23 protein-coding genes and 1 tRNA gene are annotated in these 20,891 nt (G+C 71.4%); 5 read left to right on the top strand and 19 right to left on the bottom strand.

From position 1 onward, the window contains the following. Positions 1-94: 94 nt before the first annotated feature. The gene (locus EAO73_RS32950; RefSeq protein WP_147975125.1) at positions 95-1,612 is read left to right on the top strand and encodes an MFS transporter; all 1,518 of its coding nucleotides are present in this window, start codon (positions 95-97) and stop codon (positions 1,610-1,612) included. A 98-nt stretch (positions 1,613-1,710) separates the two neighbouring features. Beyond that, complete coding sequence (locus EAO73_RS32945) at positions 1,711-2,475, top strand: TetR/AcrR family transcriptional regulator (protein ID WP_147975124.1); 765 nt, start codon at positions 1,711-1,713, stop codon at positions 2,473-2,475. Here the strand turns inward: EAO73_RS32945 and EAO73_RS32940 are convergent. The 5 genes from EAO73_RS32940 to EAO73_RS32920 form a co-directional block, all read right to left on the bottom strand. Then, positions 2,469-3,383 (bottom strand): NAD(P)-dependent oxidoreductase, encoded by a 915-nt coding sequence (locus EAO73_RS32940; RefSeq protein ID WP_147975123.1) that lies wholly within the window; start codon positions 3,381-3,383, stop codon positions 2,469-2,471. The genes EAO73_RS32945 and EAO73_RS32940 overlap by 7 nt on opposite strands. Further along, positions 3,380-3,844 (bottom strand): PPOX class F420-dependent oxidoreductase, encoded by a 465-nt coding sequence (locus tag EAO73_RS32935; protein ID WP_147975122.1) that lies wholly within the window; start codon positions 3,842-3,844, stop codon positions 3,380-3,382. Before EAO73_RS32935 ends, EAO73_RS32940 begins: the two co-directional genes overlap by 4 nt. Before the next feature lie 26 nt (positions 3,845-3,870). Then, complete coding sequence (locus tag EAO73_RS32930; RefSeq protein ID WP_147975121.1) at positions 3,871-4,689, bottom strand: YceI family protein; 819 nt, start codon at positions 4,687-4,689, stop codon at positions 3,871-3,873. Between the two features lie 211 nt (positions 4,690-4,900). Continuing rightward, positions 4,901-7,393, bottom strand: coding sequence for an MFS transporter (locus EAO73_RS32925; RefSeq protein ID WP_147975120.1), 2,493 nt, complete (start codon positions 7,391-7,393; stop codon positions 4,901-4,903). 23 nt (positions 7,394-7,416) lie between these two features. Continuing rightward, on the bottom strand, positions 7,417-7,938 hold the full coding sequence (locus tag EAO73_RS32920) for a MarR family winged helix-turn-helix transcriptional regulator (RefSeq protein WP_147975119.1): 522 nt from the start codon (positions 7,936-7,938) through the stop codon (positions 7,417-7,419). A 248-nt stretch (positions 7,939-8,186) separates the two neighbouring features. Here EAO73_RS32920 and EAO73_RS32915 point away from each other — a divergent pair, with 248 nt between their 5' ends. Then, a complete protein-coding gene (locus tag EAO73_RS32915) occupies positions 8,187-8,399 on the top strand; it encodes a hypothetical protein (protein ID WP_147975118.1) in 213 nt (70 codons plus the stop codon). A gap of 184 nt (positions 8,400-8,583) precedes the next feature. Here the strand turns inward: EAO73_RS32915 and EAO73_RS32910 are convergent, their stop codons facing one another. From EAO73_RS32910 to EAO73_RS32895, 5 genes are all read right to left on the bottom strand, one after another. Next, positions 8,584-9,450 carry an RNA polymerase sigma factor SigF gene (locus EAO73_RS32910; protein ID WP_018521941.1) on the bottom strand — a complete coding sequence of 289 codons (867 nt, stop codon included), beginning with the start codon at positions 9,448-9,450 and terminating at the stop codon, positions 8,584-8,586. Positions 9,451-9,684: 234 nt separating this feature from the next. Further along, complete coding sequence (locus tag EAO73_RS32905; protein ID WP_412075789.1) at positions 9,685-10,590, bottom strand: RNA polymerase sigma factor SigF; 906 nt, start codon at positions 10,588-10,590, stop codon at positions 9,685-9,687. A 226-nt stretch (positions 10,591-10,816) separates the two neighbouring features. Further along, a complete protein-coding gene (locus EAO73_RS32900; RefSeq protein WP_147975116.1) occupies positions 10,817-11,110 on the bottom strand; it encodes a Dabb family protein in 294 nt (97 codons plus the stop codon). Positions 11,111-11,178: 68 nt separating this feature from the next. Beyond that, positions 11,179-11,343: a hypothetical protein gene (locus EAO73_RS36210; protein WP_191134307.1), complete on the bottom strand. Its 165-nt coding sequence runs from the start codon at positions 11,341-11,343 to the stop codon at positions 11,179-11,181. Positions 11,344-11,683: 340 nt separating this feature from the next. Then, positions 11,684-12,838, bottom strand: coding sequence for a DUF371 domain-containing protein (locus tag EAO73_RS32895; protein WP_147975115.1), 1,155 nt, complete (start codon positions 12,836-12,838; stop codon positions 11,684-11,686). 99 nt (positions 12,839-12,937) lie between these two features. On the opposite strand from EAO73_RS32895, the gene EAO73_RS32890 reads away from it, so the two are divergent. Then, the gene (locus tag EAO73_RS32890; RefSeq protein WP_018101784.1) at positions 12,938-13,432 is read left to right on the top strand and encodes a TrmH family RNA methyltransferase; all 495 of its coding nucleotides are present in this window, start codon (positions 12,938-12,940) and stop codon (positions 13,430-13,432) included. 12 nt (positions 13,433-13,444) lie between these two features. Here the strand turns inward: EAO73_RS32890 and EAO73_RS32885 are convergent, their stop codons facing one another. From EAO73_RS32885 to EAO73_RS32865, 5 genes are all read right to left on the bottom strand, one after another. Further along, positions 13,445-14,107 carry a class I SAM-dependent methyltransferase gene (locus EAO73_RS32885; protein WP_147975114.1) on the bottom strand — a complete coding sequence of 221 codons (663 nt, stop codon included), beginning with the start codon at positions 14,105-14,107 and terminating at the stop codon, positions 13,445-13,447. A gap of 167 nt (positions 14,108-14,274) precedes the next feature. After that, positions 14,275-14,362: transfer RNA gene (locus EAO73_RS32880), tRNA-Ser, on the bottom strand. Between the two features lie 77 nt (positions 14,363-14,439). Then, positions 14,440-14,931 (bottom strand): tRNA adenosine(34) deaminase TadA, encoded by a 492-nt coding sequence (gene tadA / locus EAO73_RS32875; RefSeq protein WP_191134306.1) that lies wholly within the window; start codon positions 14,929-14,931, stop codon positions 14,440-14,442. 65 nt (positions 14,932-14,996) lie between these two features. Further along, entirely contained in the window at positions 14,997-15,554 is a 558-nt protein-coding gene (locus EAO73_RS32870; RefSeq protein WP_147975113.1) for a hypothetical protein, read from the bottom strand. 191 nt (positions 15,555-15,745) lie between these two features. Continuing rightward, complete coding sequence (locus EAO73_RS32865; RefSeq protein WP_147975112.1) at positions 15,746-15,991, bottom strand: hypothetical protein; 246 nt, start codon at positions 15,989-15,991, stop codon at positions 15,746-15,748. A 117-nt stretch (positions 15,992-16,108) separates the two neighbouring features. Here EAO73_RS32865 and upp point away from each other — a divergent pair, with 117 nt between their 5' ends. Beyond that, positions 16,109-16,744 carry a uracil phosphoribosyltransferase gene (gene upp, locus EAO73_RS32860; RefSeq protein WP_018521931.1) on the top strand — a complete coding sequence of 212 codons (636 nt, stop codon included), beginning with the start codon at positions 16,109-16,111 and terminating at the stop codon, positions 16,742-16,744. Between the two features lie 33 nt (positions 16,745-16,777). On the opposite strand, the gene EAO73_RS32855 is transcribed toward upp, so the two are convergent. From EAO73_RS32855 to EAO73_RS32840, 4 genes are all read right to left on the bottom strand, one after another. Next, positions 16,778-17,374, bottom strand: coding sequence for a LytR C-terminal domain-containing protein (locus EAO73_RS32855; protein ID WP_147975439.1), 597 nt, complete (start codon positions 17,372-17,374; stop codon positions 16,778-16,780). A gap of 128 nt (positions 17,375-17,502) precedes the next feature. Then, positions 17,503-17,799 (bottom strand): type II toxin-antitoxin system VapB family antitoxin, encoded by a 297-nt coding sequence (locus EAO73_RS32850; protein ID WP_018101777.1) that lies wholly within the window; start codon positions 17,797-17,799, stop codon positions 17,503-17,505. Positions 17,800-17,868: 69 nt separating this feature from the next. Continuing rightward, complete coding sequence (locus EAO73_RS32845; RefSeq protein ID WP_147975111.1) at positions 17,869-18,486, bottom strand: HhH-GPD-type base excision DNA repair protein; 618 nt, start codon at positions 18,484-18,486, stop codon at positions 17,869-17,871. A gap of 93 nt (positions 18,487-18,579) precedes the next feature. After that, positions 18,580-20,751: a TerD family protein gene (locus EAO73_RS32840; protein WP_147975438.1), complete on the bottom strand. Its 2,172-nt coding sequence runs from the start codon at positions 20,749-20,751 to the stop codon at positions 18,580-18,582. Positions 20,752-20,891: the final 140 nt, after the last annotated feature.

Below are 20,891 nucleotides of genomic sequence, written 5' to 3'. Positions count from 1 at the left end.
GTCGCTTGTACGCCCCAACGACTCCCTATACGGTGTACAACTCATCTCCTGTACACCGTATGGGAAGCCGCGCCACAACCACCGGGGAGTACCTATGACGGCAACCGGCGCCGCGCAGAACCATCCGCTCGTCCATCCGCAGCGCTGGCTGATCCTCGGCGTCATCTGCCTCGCCCAGCTCACCGTGCTGCTCGACAACACCGTCCTCAACGTGGCGATCCCGTCCCTCACCCGGGAGCTGGACGCCTCCACCGCCGATGTGCAGTGGATGATCAACGCCTACTCGCTCGTCCAGTCCGGGCTGCTGCTCACGGCCGGGAGCTCCGCCGACCGCTACGGGCGCAAGAAGATGCTGATCGCCGGGCTCGCCCTGTTCGGCATCGGCTCCCTGGTCGCCGGACTAGCCCAGTCCTCCGTCCAGTTGATCGCCGCGCGGGCGGGCATGGGCGTCGGCGGAGCCCTCCTGATGACCACCACGCTCGCCGTCGTCATGCAGATCTTCGACGAGGACGAGCGGGTCAGGGCGATCGGCATCTGGTCGACCGTCAGCTCGCTGGGCTTCGCGGTCGGCCCGCTGATCGGCGGGGTCATGCTCGACCACTTCTGGTGGGGCGCGATCTTCCTGATCAACATCCCGGTCGCCGCCGTCGGCCTGGTCGCCGTGGCGCGGCTGGTCCCCGAGTCGAAGAACCCGAGCGGCGACCGCCCCGACCTGCTGGGCGCGCTGCTCTCCACGGTCGGCATGGCCGCGGTGGTGTACGCGATCATCTCCGGCCCGGAGCACGGCTGGACGTCGGGCAGGGTGTTGCTGACCGCGTTCACCGGGGTCGCCGTCCTCACCGGCTTCGCCCTGTGGGAGCTGCACATCCCGTACCCGATGCTGGACATGCACTTCTTCCGCGACCAGCGGTTCGTCGGGGCCGTCGCGGGCGCCGTGCTGGTCGCGTTCGGGATGGGCGGCTCGCTGTTCCTGCTCACCCAGCAGCTCCAGTTCGTCCTCGGTTACGGGCCACTGGAGGCCGGTCTGCGGACGGCGCCGCTCGCCCTGAGCGTGGTCGCGCTGAACCTCACCGGCCTCGGCGCCCGGCTGGTCCCCAAGCTGGGCACGCCGGTCACCATCGCGACGGGCATGGGCCTGCTCGCGGCGGGTCTGGCCGCCATCGCGCTGCTGGGCCGCCACGGCTACGGGGGCACGCTGCTCGGGCTGCTGGTCATGGGCGTCGGCATCGCGCTCGCCATGCCCGCGATGGCCAACGCGATCATGAGCGCCATCCCGCCGGAGAAGGCGGGCGTCGGCGCCGGGGTGAACGGCACGCTCGCCGAGTGCGGCAACGGCCTCGGGGTCGCCGTCCTCGGCGCGGTCCTCAACTCCCGCTTCGCCGCCCTCGTCCCGTCGGCCGTCGGCGCCACCTCGCTGCCCGCCGCCCTGTCCGCCGCGCACGGGGCCGAGGAGCGGACGAAGATCACGGACGCCTTCTCCTCCGGCCTGGAGACCAGCATGCTGGGCGGCGCGGTGGCCGTACTCGCCGGCGGACTCCTGGCAGCGGTACTCCTGCGCCGTGCCGAGCGAGGACAATCACCACAGGCTGATCCGGCCGCGACAGCGGCATAGCATCAGGCGGGACCTACCGGACCGTGCTGCTCCGTTTTTCTGGGTACGCGGTACGGAGCCGGTCCGTCCGTCCCGCCGGCGAGACGAGGGAGTGCGCCATGGTGTCCGCGGCCGACCGCGTGAAGAACCCTGTCCGGACCAGCGTGTGGCTGAACACCCGGCCGCCCGTCCGCTCCCGCCGGGCGGACCAGCCGGCCGGGCTCGACCGGGAGCGGATCACCGCCGCCTCGGTCCGGCTGCTGGACGCCGAGGGACTGGCGAAGTTCTCCATGCGCCGGCTCGCCGCCGAGCTGAACGTCACCGCGATGTCCCTGTACTGGTACGTGGACACCAAGGACGACCTGCTGGAACTGGCCCTCGACGCGGTCTACAGCGGGTTCGACGCGCCGCCCGCCGACGCGCCCTGGCAGGACCGGCTGCGCGCGGTGGCCGCCGCGTACCGGGGGCTGCTCGTCCGGCACCCCTGGGTCTCCCCGCTCGCGGGCAAGTTCCTGAACCTGGGCCCGCACTCGCTCCTGGTGACCCACACCATCCAGGACGTGATCCGGGCGACCGGCCTCCCCGTCGAGGGCCGCAGCGGCGCGCTCTCGGCGGTCTTCCAGTTCGTGTACGGATTCGGCACGGTGGAGGGCCAGTTCGCGCAGCGCAGCGCGGAGGCGGGGCTGACCCAGGACCAGTACTTCCGGCAGGCCATGTCGGCGATCCAGGAGCAGCCGGACCTCGACGAGTTCGTGGAGGACTCGCGGGACCTGATGGCCGCGCGCGGCGACGCGACCATCGAGGAGATGCGCGACCGGGACTTCGCCTTCGCCCTCGACCTGCTGATCGCGGGCATCGACGCGATGCGGGAGCGCGCTCAGTAGCCCCGTGCCGTGTCCACGGTGAGCACCGGGACCCGTCCCGCCGTCAGCTCCCGCAGGCACACGGTGAAGTCGGCGACGATGTCCTCGTCCGCCGTGATGCCCGCGGAGTGCGAGGTGACCACCGTACGGGGGAGCCGCCAGCAAGGATTGCCGGGCGCGGCCGGCTCGTCGGCCAGCACGTCGAGCACCGCCCGCCCCACGGCCCCGGAGCGCAGCGCCGCGTCCAGCGCCCCCAGGTCCACGGTCGCGCCCCGTCCCACGTTGAGGAAGGTCGCCCCGCCCAGCGCGGCGAACCGGTCCGCCCCGAAGTACCCGGCGGTCGCCCCGGTCAGCGGCAGCGCGGCGATCACCCAGCGGGCGGCGACGGGCTCGTCGCCCACGGCCACCGCGTCGAAGCCTGGCGGCACCGGGCGCGGGGTGCGGGCGGCGGCCACGGTCCGGATGCCACAGGCCCGCAGCAGCGCGGCGACGGCGGAGCCGATCCGGCCGATGCCGTGCACCACGGCGGTCTGCCCGGCGACGAGTTCGGAGTCGATGCGGCGCCACTCGGCGCGGGCGTGCTGGGCGGCGAACTCCGGTACCGACTGGCACTCCGCGAGCACCCAGCCCAGCACGTACTGCGCGATCCGCTCGCCCATGCGGCCCACGGTCCGGGTCAGCGGCACGCCGTCCGGCCAGGGTCCGGAGCGCAACAGGGCGTCCGTGCCCGCGTTGACGCTGTGGAACCAGACCAGGTCCGCCCCGCGCACCGCGTCGGGCAGCGAGGCACCCACGTACACGAAGGGGCCCTCGACGGGGCCGCGTTCGACGGGGCGCCCGGTGGCCGCCGCGAGACCGCGCACGGCGGCCTCGCCGACCTCGGGCCCGGCGGTGATCCGGGCCCGGCCGAGCAGGGCGGGGGAGATCACGGGGCGAGGTGGGCGGGGAAGCCGCCGGTGGCGATGGGGCCCCAGCGCTCCGGGGTGATCCGGATGATGGACTTCCCCTGCTTCAGCATCGCCGCCCGGTACTCGTCCCAGTCGGGGTGCTCGCCGGAGATGTTCCGGAAGTACTCGACGAGCGGTTCGACCGAGTCCGGCGCGTCGATGACCTCGGCCGATCCGTCGATCTGTACCCAGGGCCCGTTCCACTCGTCGGACAGCACGATCACGCTGACCCGCTCGTCACGCTTCGCGTTACGGGTCTTGGCGCGCTCGGGGTACGTGGAGACGACGATCCGGCCCGCGTCGTCGACGCCACAGGTGAGCGGGGAGCCCTGGGGGCGGCCGTCGGCCCGGGTGGTCAGCAGGATCGCCCGGTGCCGGGGCCGTACGAAGTCCAGCAGGGCGTCGAGTTCCACGGCGGTGTTGGTCGCGATATTGGGTGCCATGGAACCGACCCTACGACCGGGAGGCGTCAGACGGCGGGCAGGGAATCGCCCTGCACGGCCTGGATGTCCAGCTCGACGCGGAGCGTGGTGCCGATCGCTGCGATGCCCGCCTGGACGACCTGGTTGTAGTTCATGGCGAAGTCCTCGCGGCGCAGTTCGGCCGTCGCGTTGAACGCCGCGCGCACCCCGCCCCACGGGTCGGGGCCGGTGCCGAGGTAGCTCAGGTCCAGGTCCACGGGCCGTGTCACCCCGCGCATGGTCAGCTCGCCGTGCACGGTCCAGCGGTCGGGCCCGGCCGGGGTCAGCCCGCCGGAGCGGTAGGTGATCTCGGGGAACCGGTCGGTGTCCAGGAAGTCGGGGGAGCGCAGGTGCTTGTCCCGCATGCCGTTGCCGGTGTCGATGCTCGCGGCGTCGATGACCGCCTCGACCCGGGAGTTCTGGAGGTCCTCGGAGATCTCGATGCGCCCGCCGAAGTCGGTGAACCGGCCGTGCACGCTGGAGATCCCCAGGTGCTGCGCGACCGCGCCCACCGAGGAGTGCGCCGGGTCCAGCGACCAGGCGCCCGGCGGCGGCAGCTCCACGCCGCCCTGGCGGTTCAGCACCACCGTGCCCGCCTCGACCGTGCCGCTCGCCGTGACGAGGGCGGTGGACGCGGCGGGGGCGTACCCGACGGCCGTCACGATCACCGTGTACGCGCCCGCGGACAGCGGGGTGTCGGCCCGTACCGCCCCGGCCTCGTCGGCGGCGGCCCGCAGCACCTGCGTGCCGGTCATGTCGGTGACCGTCACGACCGCGTGCTGGACGGCCCAGCCGTCCCGCGTCCGTACCTGTGCGCGAAGTCCCATCCCGTTCTCTCTCCTTGCTCATGACCCGCCCGCTCACCGGACCGGGTCATCAATGAGTCGGGCCCCGGGGCGGGGGCGGCAGGCCGTCCCCTGCCTGCCGTCCCCGCCGCCGGGGCCCATTTCCACCGGCCGGTGCGGCGCCTCCGCTCGAAAAGCGCCGCCCCCGCCAGGGGTCTTGTAGGGGTCCGGGACATACCCCGGACCGCTCGGGTTACTCGCCCGGGTGGACGAGCTCGATGTCGTGGCCGTCGACCCCGTGACCGGCCACCGTAAGGGCACCGGCCACCGGCGGGTAGCCGGTCGCGATGACCGTGTACTCGCCCGCGTCCAGGTCGGCGAAGGCGTACGCCCCGTCCTCCCCGGTCGTCGAGTTGGCGATCACGTTGCCGGCCGCGTCGACCAGGGTGACCCGGGCGTCCGGCAGCGGGCGCCGGCTCGCACCGGCCCGCACGACGCCCTGGACCAGCGCACCGGCCCGGAGCGCGACCTCGACCCGGGTGACGCCCTGGCCGCCGACCTCCACCGGGAGGGCCAGCGGACGGAAGCCGCCCGCGTTGACCGCGACGGTCACCGCTCCGGGGACCAGCTCACCGAAGGTGAAGTCGCCCGTCTCGCCGGACTTGCCGGTGGCCAGGACGTCGCCGCGCACATCGGTCACGATGACCATGGCGTCCGCGACCGGCGTACCGCTCTCGGCGGCGCGCACGGTACCGGCCAGGCCGCTCGTACCGGAGAGCAGGATGTCGTACGCCAGCGGCTCGTCGCCGACGACCACGGTGGACGCCTGCGGCTGGAAGCCGTCGGCGGACGCGATCAGCACGTACGAACCGGCGCCCGGGGCGTCCAGCGCGTACCCGCCGTCGGCCTGTGCGGCGGCGATGCCCAGCTGCCGGCCGCCGAGCGAGATCAGCGTGACGGCGGCACGGGCGACGGGTGCGCCCTCGGCGCCGCGGACGACGCCGCGGACGGGGGTGCCGCCCTTGCCGAAGTCCACAGGGGCCTCGGCGGCGGGTGCGGCCTCGGCGGTGTCGACCGCGGTGACCCCGGCGGCGCCCTCGGCGACGGCCTCGGCCGTGCCGGCGGGAACCTCGGCGGGCGCCTCGGCCGGAGCCTGCGCGTCGTTGCCGGCCCGCGTCCTCAGCGCGACCTCCTTGATGAACAGCGTGATCACGAAGGCGAGCAGCGCGGCCGGAGCGGCGTACAGGAAGACGTCACCGACGCCGTGTCCGTAGGCGGACTCGACGACCGTACGGAACGGGGCGGGCAGCTTGTCCAGGTCGGGGATGCCCCCGCCGCCGGTGCCGCCGTGGCCCAGGGCCGCGCCCTGCGGACCGAGGTCCGCCAAGCCGTCCTTGACGTAGTGGGTGACGCGGTTCGCCATGACGGCGCCCAGCGCGGAGACGCCGATCGCACCACCGAGGGAACGGAAGAAGGTGACGACGGAGCTGGCCGAACCGAGGTCGGACGGGTCCACCTGGTTCTGCGTGGCGAGCACCAGGTTCTGCATCATCATGCCGATGCCGAGACCCATCACGAACATGAAGACGGCGATGTGCCAGTACGTCGTGTCGTAGCGGATCGTGCCGAGCATCCCGAGACCGGCGGTGAGCAGGAAGCCACCGCTGACGAGCCAGGCCTTCCAGCGGCCGGTCTTGGTGATGATCTGGCCGGAGATCGTCGAGGAGAGGAACAGCCCGCCGATCATCGGGATCGTCATGACGCCGGACATCGTCGGCGACTTGCCGCGCGCCAGCTGGAAGTACTGGCTGAAGAAGACGGTGCCGGCGAACATCGCGATGCCGACGAACAGCGAGGCGAGCGAGGCGAGCGTGATGGTCCGGTTGCGGAAGAGCCGCAGCGGGATGATCGGCTCGCTGGCGCGGGACTCGGTGAAGACGAAGAGCAGCGCGAGGACCACGGAGCCCGCGAGCATCACGCCGGTCTGCCAGGACATCCAGTCGTACTTGTCGCCCGCGAACGTCACCCACAGGAGCAGCAGCGAGACGGCGGCGCTGATGAAGAAGGCGCCGGTCCAGTCGACCTTGACCTCGCGCTTGACGACCGGGAGCTTCAGGGTCTTCTGGAGCACGATCAGGGCGATGACCGCGAACGGCACACCCACGTAGAAGCACCAGCGCCAGCCCATCCAGCTGGTGTCGGTGATGACGCCGCCGAGCAGCGGGCCGCCGACGGTGGCGACGGCGAAGACCGCGCCGAGGTAACCGCTGTAACGGCCGCGCTCGCGCGGGGCGATCATGGCGGCCATGACGATCTGGGCGAGGGCGGAGAGACCGCCGACGCCGATGCCCTGCACCACACGGCAGACGATCAGCATGCCGGCGCTGTTCGACAGCCCGGCGACGACGGAGCCGCCGACGTAGATGACCAGGGCTATCTGGACCAGCAGCTTCTTGCTGAAGAGGTCGGCGAGCTTGCCCCACAGCGGGGTGGTCGCCGTCATCGCGAGCAGCGAGGCGGTGACGACCCAGGTGTAGGCGCTCTGGCCACCGCCGAGGTCGGAGATGATCTCCGGCAGGGCGTTGGAGACGACGGTGGACGACAGGATCGCGACGAACATGCCGAGAAGCAGCCCGGTGAGCGCTTCCATGATCTGACGGTGTGTCATCGGCGCGCCGTCGGAGGCGTCGTGCCCTCCGTGCTTGGCGTGGCCGCCCCGCACACCGGCTGGTGTGGTCGTAGCCATTTAAGTCCTTGTCCTTGCTTCTGTTACACGGGTGTACGGGTGTACGAGTCGTGGTGGGTGTCGGCCTGCCGGGAGCGGCACTCGCCGCTGTGCTTTCCGGAAGCGCACCCTCCGGTGCCGCGACAGGAGAAGCTGTCGCGCAGCCGGGCCAGCAACGTGTTGAGCTGTCCGACCTCGTCGTCGGACCAGTCCTGCAGATGGCAGGCGAACATCTCGGTCGACCGGCTGTAGAGGTCGTCGAGCACCCCTTCCCCCGCGGGGGTCAGCCGCAGGATGCGGGACCGCTTGTCCGCCGGGTCCGGGAACCGCTCGATCCAGCCCCGCTCCGCCACGTGGGCGACGTGCCGGCTGGTCACCGACATGTCGACCGCCAGCAGCTCGGCCAGCCGGCTGATCCGCATCTCCCCGTGCCGGCTCAGCAGAGTCAGCACGGCGGCGGAGCCGCCGGGGCACTCGGCGGGCAGGATGCGGGCGAGACCTCTCTTGACGGCCCCGATGGCACTCAGCTGCCGGGCCAGTTCTTCGTACTGACTCCGTGCGGCCACGGGACCCCCAGACATCTCACCGGTCATCTTGTTGCTTAGGGCAACCATAGAAGCCGTTGGTTGCTGCAGGCAAACGAAAAGGGGCTTGCGGGAGTAAAGGAACGCAAAAGGCTGCGTAGGGTGCTGGTCAAACCCGCAGGGTCTGCGGTAGAGGAGGGCCCGGTGTGGTTCGTGCCACACCGGTGGTGGATCGCGAGGCGGCGCCCGGGGGTTGGGCCGTTCGCCCGAGTTCGCTAGGGTCCTGCGACATGGCACACAATCCCCACGCACCGCAGGGTCCCGAGGGCTCCTACGACCCGGCCGGCAGCACCCAGATGTTCCGGGCCTTCGTCGACGAGGGCGAACCGCAGCGAGCGCAGCAGCCCGCGGCCGTCTCCTCCGGGCCGAGGACCGGCCTGATCGTCGGAATCATCGCGGTCGTCGTCGTGCTCGGCGCCGTCGCCTGGCTCGCGCTCGGCTGACCTTCCGCCCCGCGTCCCGTTCCGGGCCGCGCCCACCCCTCATGCGCCGCCGCCCGCGCCGACCCGCGCGAGCGGCGGCGCCGTCGGTTCCGGGCCCGTCCGCGCGAGCGGCCCCGCCCCGGAACGCGGCACGGCCGCCGAGGTGACCGGTACGGGCCTCGGCGGCCGGGGGAGAGGCGGGGTCTCAGTCCGCGATGAGCCCTTCCCGGAGCTGGGCGAGGGTGCGGGTCAGCAGGCGGGAGACGTGCATCTGCGAGATGCCGACCTCCTCGCCGATCTGGGACTGGGTCATGTTGGCGAAGAACCGCAGCATGATGATCTGGCGCTCGCGCGGCGGCAGTTTGGCCAGCAGCGGCTTGAGGGACTCGCGGTACTCGACGCCCTCCAGCGCCGTGTCCTCGTAACCCAGCCGGTCGGCCAGCGAGCCCTCGCCGCCGTCGTCCTCGGGGGCCGGCGAGTCCAGCGAGGAGGCGGTGTAGGCGTTGCCCACGGCCAGGCCGTCGACGACCTCCTCCTCGGAGACCCCGAGCGCCTTGGCCAGCTCCGGCACCGTCGGCGAGCGGTCGAGCTTCTGCGCGAGCTCGTCGCTGGTCCGCGTCAGGGCGAGCCGCAGCTCCTGGAGCCGGCGCGGCACCCGTACCGACCACGAGGTGTCGCGGAAGAACCGCTTGATCTCGCCGACGACGGTGGGCATCGCGAAGGTCGGGAACTCCACGCCGCGTTCGCAGTCGAAGCGGTCGATCGCCTTGATCAGGCCGATCGTGCCGACCTGGACGATGTCCTCCATCGGCTCGTTGCGGCTGCGGAACCGCGCCGCGGCGTACCGCACGAGCGGCAGGTTGAGCTCGATGAGCGTGTCCCGCACATAGGCGCGCTCCGGGCTGTCGGTGCCGCCCGGCCCCGGTGCGGGCCCCAGCGCGGCGAGCCGCAGGAACAGGGAGCGGGAGAGCGTGCGGGTGTCGATGGCTTCCGGCGAGCTGGTGAGCGCAACGGGTGCGGGTTCGCTCTTGGTGAGCGTGAGCACCTTCGAGCTGCCCTGTTCTACGGACATGCCACCCCCTTGAGGTCGCGGACGGTCGCGGTGGCCACGACCATCGGAGGAACGCAGCCTCCACCTGAATACCGGAGCGAGGACTGCGGCAAACTCACTTCCCGCAGAATGTCACATGTCGGCAACACGCTGTAGTGACTTGTCGACAAGTCCAGGGGGAGTCTGCGCAGTTAACAAGGGGTGTGAGGCTTTTGGCCCCGGAGAAACGCCCCCGGAACGGTCTACCCGTTTCGGTTACGCCTCGATCCTGTTTGCGGATCGCAGTCGGGCGAAACTACGGGCCAGGAGTCTTGACACATGCATCTGCGAGACCCCCAGCTCGGCACTGATCTGGGACTGCGTCAGATTGCTGTAGTACCGCAGGAGCAGGATGCGCTGCTCGCGTTCGGGCAGCTGTACGAGCAGATGCCGGACCAGGTCCCGGTGCTCGACGCCCGCGAGGGCGGGGTCCTCGTAACCGAGCCGGTCGAGGAGTCCGGGCAGTCCGTCGCCCTCCTGGGCCGCCTCCAGCGAGGTGGCGTGGTACGAGCGGCCGGCCTCGATGCAGGCCAGCACCTCGTCCTCGGAGATCTTCAGCCGCTCGGCGATCTCCGCGGTGGTGGGGGAGCGGCCGTGCGCGGTCGTCAGGTCCTCGGTGGCGCCGGTGACCTGGACCCAGAGCTCGTGCAGCCGGCGGGGTACGTGGACGGTGCGCACGTTGTCGCGGAAGTACCGCTTGATCTCGCCGACGACGGTGGGCATCGCGAACGTCGGGAACTGGACGCCGCGTTCGGGGTCGAAGCGGTCGATCGCGTTGATCAGGCCGATGGTGCCGACCTGGACGACGTCCTCCATCGGCTCGTTGCGGCTGCGGAAGCGCGCGGCGGCGTACCGCACGAGCGGCAGGTTCGCCTCGATCAGCGCGGTGCGGACCCGGTCGTGCTCCGCGGTGCCCGGCTCCAGGTTCTTGAGCTGCCCGAACAGGACCTGGGTGAGCGCCCTGGTGTCGGCGGCCCGGGTCCGGGCGGGCGTGACCGTCTCGTCGGGGGTCTCGTGGATCGTCTGCACCTGGCCCGGCGCCGGGGCGGACCCGGCCGGCGGGGCGGCCGGTGCCGCCTGGTGGGCCTGGGGAGGCACTTGAGGCGCTGTACTGGCCGGCACGATGACGCCACCCCTTCGCGGTCAACTTCGGTTCGCGGTCAACTTCGGTCAATCCATCCATCAAAAGCGGTCATAGCATCACAAGACATGACCACTCTGTGCAAGCACCCCATAGCGCCGTGTTGACCTTCGCCGGGTTTAAACCGGCCGCCGGGCGTCCCGCCGGGCCCTGGAACAAAGAAAAGCCCCTCACCGTGCCGGTGAGGGGCTCGCAGGGCCGAAGGCGTCAGAACGGGTAGTCGGCGATCACCCAGGTGGCGAACGCACGCCACTGACCGGCGGCCGCCTGGTGGTCGGGGTGCTCGATGTAACGCTTCAGCGCGGCCTCGTCGGCGACCGCGGAGTTGATGGCGAAGTCGTACGCGATCGGCCGGTCGGTGATGTTCCAGGCGCACTCCCAGAACTCCAGCTCTGGGATCGTCCCCTCCAGCGCCCGGAAGGCCTCGGCGCCCGCGACGACCCGCGGGTCGTCCCGCTCGACGCCGTCGTTCAGCTTGAACAGGACCAGATGGCGGATCACGGGTTGCTCCTGGGGATCTCGTGTCGGTCAGGGGCCGGACGCCCCGGCCGTGACCGGCGGGACGCTCCCTAGTTGACCAGCTCGGACATGAAGTCGCCGACGCCCTGCGCGGCGCTCGCTATGCCCTCGAACCCTACTTGCACCAGGTCCGCGGCCCGTGCGGGAGAGTTGATGATCGTGTAGAGCACGAAGACGACTATCACGTAGAGAGCTATCTTCTTCGCTTGCACCATCAGCCCCTGACTCCCCTTCGATCCCCTGAGGTTTCGATCCCCTGTGCGGTCGGGCGAGTCTATCCACACGCATGCTCGTATCCGTCGGCTGTTTCCGATCACATGCCGTGTCGGCGGCCCGCCGCGCCAAGGACCAACGGCCCGCGGATCGGGGTCCTTGGACCATCCGCATGCGAGCCCCGGCGAGGCACCATGGAAGGTGAGCCCCCCGGACTCCGGGGGGCGGGAGCGGGACCCCTGCCGGGGACCCGTGCCGTGGCCTCCCCCGACCGCGGCAAGGAGCGGCAGCCCCCGCACCCGGGGGAAGCGGCACATCCCCCCGATGCCGCTTCCCCCTCCTCTACTTCTTCTCCTTGCGCCCCTTGTTCTGCGAGCCCTGCGCATCGCCCAGCGCGTCATAGAGGTCGCGCCTGCTGATCCCGAACGGGCGCAGCACCGTGCTCAGCGTCCGGGCCGTGACCCCCTGCTCCACCAGCAGCGGAAGCAGCGGGCGCAGGTCCACGTTCCAGGCGCCGCGCTCCGGGGGCGCCAGCACGAACACGCCCTCCTCCTCGGCCCCTTGCCCGCCCGCGACGGCCGCGACCGCCTCGGGCAGCGGCAGCCACCTGACGCCGTGCCCGAGATCCGCGTGTCCGTCCGGTACGGCGATGCGGCGGTCCTCGAAGGACCCGGCCAGCACCTCCGCGAGCACGCCGAGGTCGGCGGCGGGCGCCCTGAACACCACGGGGACCGGCGCCGTACGCAGCAGCTCGGCGTGCGGCGGGGCGGCGAGCGCCCGGCGGCCGGTCCGGCCGAGGTGGACCGCCGGTGCGAGCGGCAGGCCCGCCGCGAGCAGCGCAGGTACGGTCCCGGTCGCGTCGGCCGGCACCTCGAACCGGGCGCCCTGTCCGGCCGCCTCGGCCAGCCACGCGCCGGCCGCCTGCGATACGCCTTCCAGCGGGCCGGAGACGGACGCGGCGATCACACCGCCGTCCGCGAGAGCCGTACGTGCCTCGTCGGGGACGCGCGCCGCGTCCAGGTCGACCGAGGCGTCGGCCGTACGCCACAGCAGTCCCGGGCGCCCCTGCGGTTCCGGCAGGTCCCGGCGGTGCACCAGCACGAGAGGCCGGCGCGGTCCCGTCTCGGTGAGGGTCAGGGTCACCTCGTTCGCCGGATCGCCCAGCGCGGTGACGAAGTCCGGGTCGAGGTCGCTCGCCACCAGGGTGCTGCGGAACGCGAAGGTGTCCGGCGAGGCGTGGTCGCTGCGCCGGAGCACCAGCCGGTCGGTCACCTCGTGGTGCGGGTTGACCACGGCGGTGCCGGTCGCGAGGTGCGGTCCGGCGGAGAGACGGACGGCGACCGGGCCGCGCAGGAGGGCGAGCCCCTGCTCGTCGAAGGCGGCGCCCACCCCGACGACGCAGGTCGCCCGCGCCGTGATGTCCCGCTCGCCGGTGATCTCCAGGGTCTTGGCGTGGGTCGCGCGGACGTTCTCGTGGCCTCTGGCGTGGATCTTCATTGCCTTCTCCAGGCCCTAGGTGCGTTGTCCCGACCGGCCATCGTAGTCCGCCGTCCCGTACGCGGAGCCGGCCGACGGAGGCCCAGTAGACTTCCCGGCATGTTCGAACACCTCCGCCATAAGCCGGGCACCCCTCTGCTCCGTAATCGTGAGCTCGTCATCGCGTGCTCGGCGTTTCGCAGCCGCGTGAATCTGTCGAGCGTGGTGCGTACGGCGGGGTGCTGCGGAGTCGAGCGGATCATCGCCTGCGGCAATGTGAAACTCGACCCGAAGATCGCGCGGGACGGTGCCGAGAACGTCGAGATCGAAATGCGCCGGAGTCTTCCGCCGGTGCTGAAGAAGATGCGCGAGGACGGCTACACCATTATCGCGCTCGAACAGGCCACGAATTCCAAGAGCCTGCACGAGATCAGTTTCCCCCGTAAGTCGGTCATCGTCCTCGGGAACGAGCGGACCGGTCTGAAGGAGGACGAACTCGCGTGCGTCGACGAATGCGTGGAGATCCCGGTCTGGGGCTCCCCGCACAGCTACAACGTCGCCACCGCGGGCGCCATGGCGATGTACGAGTACTGCCGGCAGTTCCCGACGGGCTGATCCCCGCCCGGTCTACTCCCCGGGCTCGGCGGTGACCGCCGTCAGCGTGGCGACGACCTCGGTGCTGTCCGAGTCCAGCCTGCGCGCCCACGACGACGAGACGGCGGCGGCGTCCTGGGCCTTGGTCAGCTGGAATCCGGTGATCGTCCATCCGGCGGCGAGGGCCTTTTCGGTGAGCACCTCTTCGACGTACGGATGGGTCAGCTCCGGAATCCCCTGGATGTCCCGGGGCACCGGCTCCCGCCAAATACTGGTGCCGACCGTCGCGGTGAGGGGCGCATTCGGCTTGGCGACCGCCCGCAGTCCGCTCCAGATGTCCCCGTCGCCGCGCACGAGACCGTGGAGCAATTTCCCCCACGGCATCAGGACCAGCAGTTCATCGGCGGCCCCCAGCAGCTCCTGCGGGGCGTTCTCGATCGCCGCGTTCACGAGCAGCAGATTCGGTACGCCGCCCTTGGCGGGCTTGCGCCGGCTGCGAATACTCGTCTGCGTCATCCGCTGCCAGGCCGGGTCCACGCCCACGACCAGCCAGTCCGGATTCTCCTTGGCGATGCGATAGGAAGCCCTGGCATCGCCCGTACCGACGTCGACGACGACCCGGGTGCTTTCCCGGACCAGCTGCTCGAATTCTCCCTCGGCGGCCTTTTCGAGCTTCTTGCCTCGCACGATCTGCATCACGGCCAGTGCTTTCTTCTCTTGGCTACCCGGTCGGCGGTGGCCGGTCCCCGAGGACGTCCCGCCGCCCCCGCATGATCCCCCAGCGAAGGTCCCCTTGACCAACCGGCGGGGCAACACGCAGAACCGCCCCCGAACCGTTCACACGGTTCGGGGGCGGTTCTGGCTGGCGGTAGCGGTGGGATTTGAACCCACGGTGAGTTTCCCCACACTCGCTTTCGAGGCGAGCTCCTTCGGCCGCTCGGACACGCTACCGAGAGAGAGCTTAGACCATGTCGGCCGTACGCCGAAATCCGATTCCGGACGGCGCCTCGCACCCCGGTCGTCGCCGGTCAGCGGTCGCGGAAGAAGGCCGTCAGCCGGTCCGCGCAGTCGGCCTCCAGGACCCCGGGGATCACCTCGGGGCGGTGGTTGAGACGCCGGTCGCGCACCACGTCCCAGAGCGAGCCGGCGGCACCGGCCTTCTCGTCCCGGGCGCCGTAGACCACCCGGCCCACCCGGGCCAGCACCAGGGCGCCCGCGCACATCGTGCAGGGCTCCAGGGTGACCACCAGGGTGCAGCCGGACAGCCGCCACTCACCGAGCGCGGCGGCGGCCCGGCGCAGCGCCAGGACCTCGGCGTGCGCGGTCGGGTCGCCGGTCGCCTCGCGTTCGTTGTGGCCCGTGGCGAGCAGCGCCCCGTCCGGGCCGAGGACGACGGCGCCGACCGGTACGTCACCGGTCGCCGCCGCACGGTCGGCCTCGGCCAGGGCGCGGCGCATGGACGCCCGCCACGGGTCCCGTACGGGATCGGGCAGGTCCGGGTGGGGTGCTGCTTCAGTCACCCGCGGACCCTAGCGCCTTTCCTTTGGATCATGCCGGGCTCGCGGGCTGACCCAAAGGAAAGGCCTTAACGGACGGTCTCCAGGACCTCGGCCGCCCCCAGCGCGTCCGCGATCTCCGCCAGGGCGTCCGTCCGCAGCATCAGCAGCTCGGCCTCGGGGAGCCCGAGGTCGGACAGGACCCCGGTGTCACCGATCGGGCCGGCCGGGACGACGCCCGCGGCGGGCCCGTCGTCGTCCTCGTCGTCATCGTTGTTGTTGTCGGCAGTGTTCGGCTCGCCGTCCTCCGTACCGTCGAGGCCGACGAGCTCCTCCAGGGCGGCGATCGTGTCCTCGGCCCCTGGTTCGCGGCCGAGCAGTTCATCGGTGAGCAGGATCTCCCCGTACGAGGAGCGGGCGGCGGCGGAGGCGTCCGAGATGTAGATACGGGGGTCCTCCTCACCGTCCACCCGGACGACGCCGAACCAGGCGTCCTCCTGCTCGATGAATACGAGCACCGTGTCCTCGTCAACCGAGGCCTCACGGGCCAGATCCGTCAGGTCGGACAGGGTCTCCACATCGTCGAGCTCCGTGTCGCTCGCTTCCCACCCGTCTTCGGTGCGCGCGAGCAGTGCGGCGAAGTACACCGTGACTCTCCCACTGGTCTCGGGGCCAAGGGCCGGTCCGGGCGGGAGGCAGTCGGTGGTCCGGCTGCCCTGTGTCCCGCCCTTTCGGAATCGTGGCAGAAACCAGGGCTCCGCGAGAGCAGTTCGGCCGTTGAGTCGGCCATCAGTTCTCCCGGTCACCACCGGCGGGCAGCTTTCCGCAGGCCGGAGGGCTACCAGCGGAACGTTCGCATCCGCATGGCCTGGCGCATTCGGGCGGCTTTGACCCGCCGCGGCTGGACGCGGTCGCGCAGTTCCTTCGCCTCGTGGAGTTCGCGGAGGAACTGGGCGCGGCGCCGCCGGCGCTGGGCGTCGGTCTCCGGCGCCTCGGGGTCGTCCGGTGTGCTGAGGGGGTCCGCCGGGTGCCCGGGGTTCCGTGCGTTCCCGGGGTCATCGGCGCGCTGTGCCCCGTCGGCCATCGGCTCATCACCCCCAAGGCTGGCTCCGTCGCTGGGTCCGTATGCCACCACCTTCCCCCCGAACGTGTGGATGATGCCAGCGCACGGGTGCGGGAGGCCGCGGCTACTGTGGGAGTCATGCGGATCCACGTCGTCGACCACCCGCTGGTCGCGCACAAACTCACCACCCTGCGCGACAAGCGCACCGACTCCCCGACCTTCCGGCGCCTCGCCGACGAGCTGGTGACCCTGCTCGCGTACGAGGCCACCCGCGATGTGCGCACCGAACAGGTCGACATCGAGACCCCGGTGACACCCACCACCGGCGTGAAGCTGTCGCACCCCCGCCCCCTGGTCGTCCCGATCCTGCGGGCCGGCCTGGGCATGCTGGATGGCATGGTCCGGCTGCTGCCGACCGCCGAGGTGGGCTTCCTGGGCATGATCCGGGACGAGGAGACGCTGAAGGCGTCCACGTACGCGAGCCGGATGCCGGACGACCTCTCGGGCCGCCAGGTCTACGTCCTGGACCCGATGCTGGCCACGGGCGGCACGCTCGTCGCGGCCATCCAGGAGCTGATCAGGCGTGGCGCGGACGATGTGACCGCGGTCGTGCTCCTCGCCGCCCCGGAAGGCGTCGAGGTGATGGAGCGCGAGCTGGCCGGGACCCCGGTCACCGTGGTCACCGCCTCGGTCGACGAGCGGCTCAACGAGAACGGCTACATCGTGCCGGGCCTCGGCGACGCGGGCGACCGCATGTACGGCACCGTCGACTAGGCACTCGTCCGGCGGCCCCGCCCGGCGGCGTCCTCAGCAGGAGGACGGCGCCGGGGCGGGCTTCGCCAGCGCGGTCAGCGCGGACGCGGCCACCTGCGGCTTGCTGAACGCGGTGAACTTCTTGCCGATGATCAGATCGACCTCCGCGTTCTTGCGGGCGTCGGTCTTCGTCGCGGCCCCGGGGAGCTGTGTGCCCAGTACGGGGAACGAGCCGTCGACGGCGGCCGGGGCGCCGAGCAGCAGGCCCGTACCCGGCACCTTCTTGTCGTACGCGGCGGTGGCGTTCCCCACCTCGCCGATCTTGAACCCGCGCTTCTTCAGCTCATCGGCGGCCGCCTTGGCGAGACCGCTGCGCGTGGTCGCGTTGTAGACGTTGACCGTGATCTTCGCGGGCTTCGGCAGCACCTTGGCGGGCGCGGACGGCTTCGGGGAGGCGCAGCGCTCGGTGCGGTCGGCGGCGCTGGCCGTCTTGTCGCCGCCCGTGAAGACATCGATGAGCTGCAGCGTGCCCCATCCGGCCAGCCCGAGGGCGACCACGGAGGCGATGGACGCGAGGATCACTTTGCTGCGGCGGCGGGGGCGTCGCATGCGGGGGTACTTGTCTCCCGTGATGCGGTACTTTCCGCCCATGCCGGGGGGAGTGAGCATGCTCATGGGCGCAGCGTAGTGCGACCCGGTGATGATGCCTACTAAATGATCAATGGATCGCACCCGTCCGGGTGGGAAAACACCCGAACGAACCCGGTGCGGGCCCTGTCCTAACCCAGTTCGAGGACGCGGGCGTGCAGCACCTGGCGCTGCTGGAGCGCGGCACGGACCGCGCGGTGCAGGCCGTCCTCCAGGTAGAGGTCGCCCTGCCACTTCACGACGTGCGCGAAGAGGTCGCCGTAGAACGTGGAGTCCTCGGCGAGCAGCGTTTCGAGGTCCAGCTGGCCCTTGGTGGTCACGAGCTGGTCGAGGCGGACCGGGCGCGGCGCGACATCCGCCCACTGCCGGGTGGATTCCCGGCCGTGGTCGGGATAAGGCTTCCCATTTCCGATGCGCTTGAAGATCACACGGAAAGCCTACCGGTCAGGAGCCACCGGGCGCAGCCAGGAACCCCACCACGCCGCGGGCGGGAAGCCTCACTTGCCCTTCGCCGCGGCTTTCGCGGCCTTCGCCGCCTGCTTGGCCTCCTGTTTGTACGCGCGTACTTCGGCGAGCGACTCGGGCCCGGTGATGTCGGCGACGGACCGGTGCGAACCGGCCTCCCCGTAGGGTCCGGCCGCCTCCCGCCAGCCCGGCGGCCGGACCCCGAACTGCTTGCCGAGGAGTGCCAGGAAGATCTGCGCCTTCTGCGTGCCGAACCCGGGCAGCGCGTTGAGCCGCCGGCGCAGGTCGGCCCCGGTCGCGGCGTCCTCCCAGACGGCGGCCGCCTCGCCGTCGTACTGCGCCACCAGGAACTGGCACAGCTGCTGCACTCGCTTGGCCATCGAGCCCGGATAGCGGTGCAGCGCGGGTTTGGCGGTGAACAGTTCGGTGAAGGCCTCCGGGTCGTACACAGCGATCTCATGGGCGTCCAGATCGTCCTTGCCCATGCGCTGCGCGAGGGCGTACGGGCCGGAGAAGGCCCACTCCATGGGCACCTGCTGGTCCAGCAGCATGCCCACCAGGGCGGCGAGCGGACTGCGGGCGAGAAGCTCGTCCGCCGCCGGCTCCTGGGCGATCCGGAGGGTGATGTCTCGGCCTTCGCTCTTGGTCATGGGCCGAATCATGGCGAGCACCGGAGGCGACGGCCAGCACAACCACCGCCGACGGACCGGTTTGCAGCCGTTTGCCGGTCACCCGGCGCGCGCTCAGGCCCCCACGGGCGCCGGGGCCGGGGCGGTGCTGTGCTCCGGATCCGGGGTCGCGGGCGCCTGGGCCGGCGCGCGGCGGGCGGTGCGGCGGTCCGCCTGCGCGAGAGGGGCGATCACGTGCGAGTGAAAGCGGTCCACGGCGTTGTCGACGCTGCGGATGAACCCGGTCTCCGCGTTGCCCCGGGTGGCGCCCATGCTCTTGAAGAGGGAGAGCCGGAAGCCCGTGATCGGGCTGCCGTCACGGGGGAGCACGTCGCCCGGCTCCGGACGGAGGCGTTCCAGCGTGCCGCGAGGGCCGCTCTGGCCCTCGACCAGCGTCTCGACGTGCAGATCGGCGGGGGCGTCCGCGAGCTGCCGCATCAGGCGCTTGGCGGAGCTCAGCGGGTAGGCGCCCTCCGGCACCGGGATCTCCACCGAGGTGCGCAGCTTCCCGGTGCGCAGGTCGGCGACGATCGAGATGGCGCCGGGCGAACCGTCCACGCGCAGTTCGGCGGCGAGCCGGCCCTCCTCGCACAGCCGGTCGGCGTGCGCCGCGCGCCGCGAGAGCGCGGTGGTGCCGCGCTGGGTGCGCTGGACGGGCAGGGCCTTCTGCCCCAGCTCACCGCCGAGCCGCAGGCAGACCTGGCGGATGAGCCGCTCCCAGCTCTCCACGACCTCGATGGCGCGCGGGTCGCCCTGGCTGAGCGTCTCCTCGTCGATGCCGTTGCGCACGGGCACCCAGGAGGGCCCCATGTTCTGGAAGCCGTGGCAGCCGGAGTTCTCGTGCTGGAGGTAGTGGAGGAGTTCCTGGAGCAGCCAGGCGTGGGCGGCGTTGCCCACCCCCTCGTGCCGGATCAGCATCTGGGCCTGGTGCGCCACCTCCGCCCAGGAGAGGTGCCACAGGGCGACCTTGTGCTTGCGCCGCCCGTCGGTCTTGACCGCGACGAGCGGGCTGCCCTCCAGCGCCACGTCGTTGGAGAGGGTGATCACCGCCTCGTAGGCGCGGCGGGACGCGATATCCATGTAGTTCTGGACCTGCTCCGACTTCAGCGCGTTCCCGTTCGTCTTCGTCTCGACGAGCGCGGTCCACAGCTTCCCGGCCCGCTCCACCCGGATCACCCCGTCCGGGCGCTTCGGGGTGTCGCCGTGCGGGAGCGAGACCTCGGTGAAGGTCTGCATCCGTCCGGCCGGGGCACCGAAGGCGGCGGTCAGCCGGCGGCCGAACTCCGGGACCTGCGCCATCACCGACAGCAGCACGGAGGTCGCCCGGACCTCGCGCTCCTTGTCGCTCTTGAGGTTCGAGGCGGGGAACAGCCGCGCGACCCGCCAGGAGTCGTTGTCGGCCAACGACTTCGCGGCGACGGCCGGCAGGGTCACCTTCTTCTTCGCCGTACGGGCACGGGCCGGTTTGGGCGCGGGTGGGGCCGCCACCGGTGCGGCGGTCACGGTTTCTTTGGACTGCTGGCCGGGTACGGCGGCGGGGGCCGGCCGGGGTGCCACATCGGGCGCGGAGCCCGCCGCCCGGTCCGCGTAGAGCGGCTGCGCGGGCGGCTGCTCGACGTTCGGCCGCTCCGTGACGGGGGCGCCCGCCCGACCGCCGTCGGCGATCGCCTCACCGGCCGCGGCGCCTTCCCCGTCGCCGTCGTTCTCACCCTCGTCGTCGACATCGATACCGAAGTCCGTCGCGAGGCCGGCGAGCCCGGTCTCGTACCCCTGGCCGATGGCCCGGTACTTCCACTCCGTACCGCGCCGGTACAGCTCGCCGAAGATGAAGGCGCTCTCCACGGATGCGTCGGTGATCGAGAACCCGAGCAGCACCTCGCCGGACCGGTCGGCGAGGGTCATCCGCAGGTCGTCCAGCTCGCCGAAGCGGGAACCGCCGTACCGGCTCGCGGCGACGACCAGGCGCTCGACGTCCTCGGGGACTGCTGTCAGGTCGAGGCTGATGCGGTCCTCGCTGCCGCCGTCCGTCGGCGTCTTGCCCAGCAACTGCACGCTGCCGTCGGCCGCGGCGGGGTTGTTGTAGTAGAAGAAGTCGGCGTCGCCACGGACCTTGCCGCCGCCGTCCAGCAGGAGCACGGACACATCCGCGTCCCCGTCCCCGGCGCTGCTGCTCCAGCTCAGGCTCGCGATGACCGAACCCGCGTCCTCGCTGAGGTCCGCCAGCCCGACGTTGGCGCCCTTGGTCATCTCCCGCATGCAGTCCCCCAGACGCGCGGCCGCGTCGGGTCCCGCCCTGGCAACGGCAGCATGTTGATCCGTGACACAGCGCAACTCGCCGCACACGGGAGAACCGTATCGCCCATATGGACTACACGTGAAGGAACTGT

The organism is Streptomyces sp. col6 (assembly GCF_008042035.1).
Classification (GTDB): Bacteria; Actinomycetota; Actinomycetes; order Streptomycetales; family Streptomycetaceae; genus Streptomyces.
Note: the sequence above shows the minus strand (reverse complement) of the source record. Positions and strands in the feature narration are given on the sequence as shown.

Excerpts from the sequence above, each read along its gene's own strand:
- EAO73_RS32950 (WP_147975125.1), top strand. The coding sequence starts at position 95 with ATGACGGCAACCGGCGCCGCGCAGAACCATCCGCTCGTCCATCCGCAG.
- upp (WP_018521931.1), top strand. The coding sequence starts at position 16,109 with ATGCGGATCCACGTCGTCGACCACCCGCTGGTCGCGCACAAACTCACC.
- EAO73_RS36210 (WP_191134307.1), bottom strand. The coding sequence starts at position 11,343 with ATGGTGCAAGCGAAGAAGATAGCTCTCTACGTGATAGTCGTCTTCGTG.
- EAO73_RS32935 (WP_147975122.1), bottom strand. The coding sequence starts at position 3,844 with ATGGCACCCAATATCGCGACCAACACCGCCGTGGAACTCGACGCCCTG.
- EAO73_RS32895 (WP_147975115.1), bottom strand. The coding sequence starts at position 12,838 with ATGAAGATCCACGCCAGAGGCCACGAGAACGTCCGCGCGACCCACGCC.
- EAO73_RS32915 (WP_147975118.1), top strand. The coding sequence starts at position 8,187 with ATGGCACACAATCCCCACGCACCGCAGGGTCCCGAGGGCTCCTACGAC.
- EAO73_RS32930 (WP_147975121.1), bottom strand. The coding sequence starts at position 4,689 with ATGGGACTTCGCGCACAGGTACGGACGCGGGACGGCTGGGCCGTCCAG.
- EAO73_RS32840 (WP_147975438.1), bottom strand. The coding sequence starts at position 20,751 with ATGACCAAGGGCGCCAACGTCGGGCTGGCGGACCTCAGCGAGGACGCG.
- EAO73_RS32845 (WP_147975111.1), bottom strand. The coding sequence starts at position 18,486 with ATGACCAAGAGCGAAGGCCGAGACATCACCCTCCGGATCGCCCAGGAG.
- EAO73_RS32865 (WP_147975112.1), bottom strand. The coding sequence starts at position 15,991 with ATGGCCGACGGGGCACAGCGCGCCGATGACCCCGGGAACGCACGGAAC.
- EAO73_RS32855 (WP_147975439.1), bottom strand. The coding sequence starts at position 17,374 with ATGGGCGGAAAGTACCGCATCACGGGAGACAAGTACCCCCGCATGCGA.
- EAO73_RS32885 (WP_147975114.1), bottom strand. The coding sequence starts at position 14,107 with ATGCAGATCGTGCGAGGCAAGAAGCTCGAAAAGGCCGCCGAGGGAGAA.
- EAO73_RS32925 (WP_147975120.1), bottom strand. The coding sequence starts at position 7,393 with ATGGCTACGACCACACCAGCCGGTGTGCGGGGCGGCCACGCCAAGCAC.
- EAO73_RS32890 (WP_018101784.1), top strand. The coding sequence starts at position 12,938 with ATGTTCGAACACCTCCGCCATAAGCCGGGCACCCCTCTGCTCCGTAAT.
- EAO73_RS32945 (WP_147975124.1), top strand. The coding sequence starts at position 1,711 with ATGGTGTCCGCGGCCGACCGCGTGAAGAACCCTGTCCGGACCAGCGTG.
- EAO73_RS32910 (WP_018521941.1), bottom strand. The coding sequence starts at position 9,450 with ATGTCCGTAGAACAGGGCAGCTCGAAGGTGCTCACGCTCACCAAGAGC.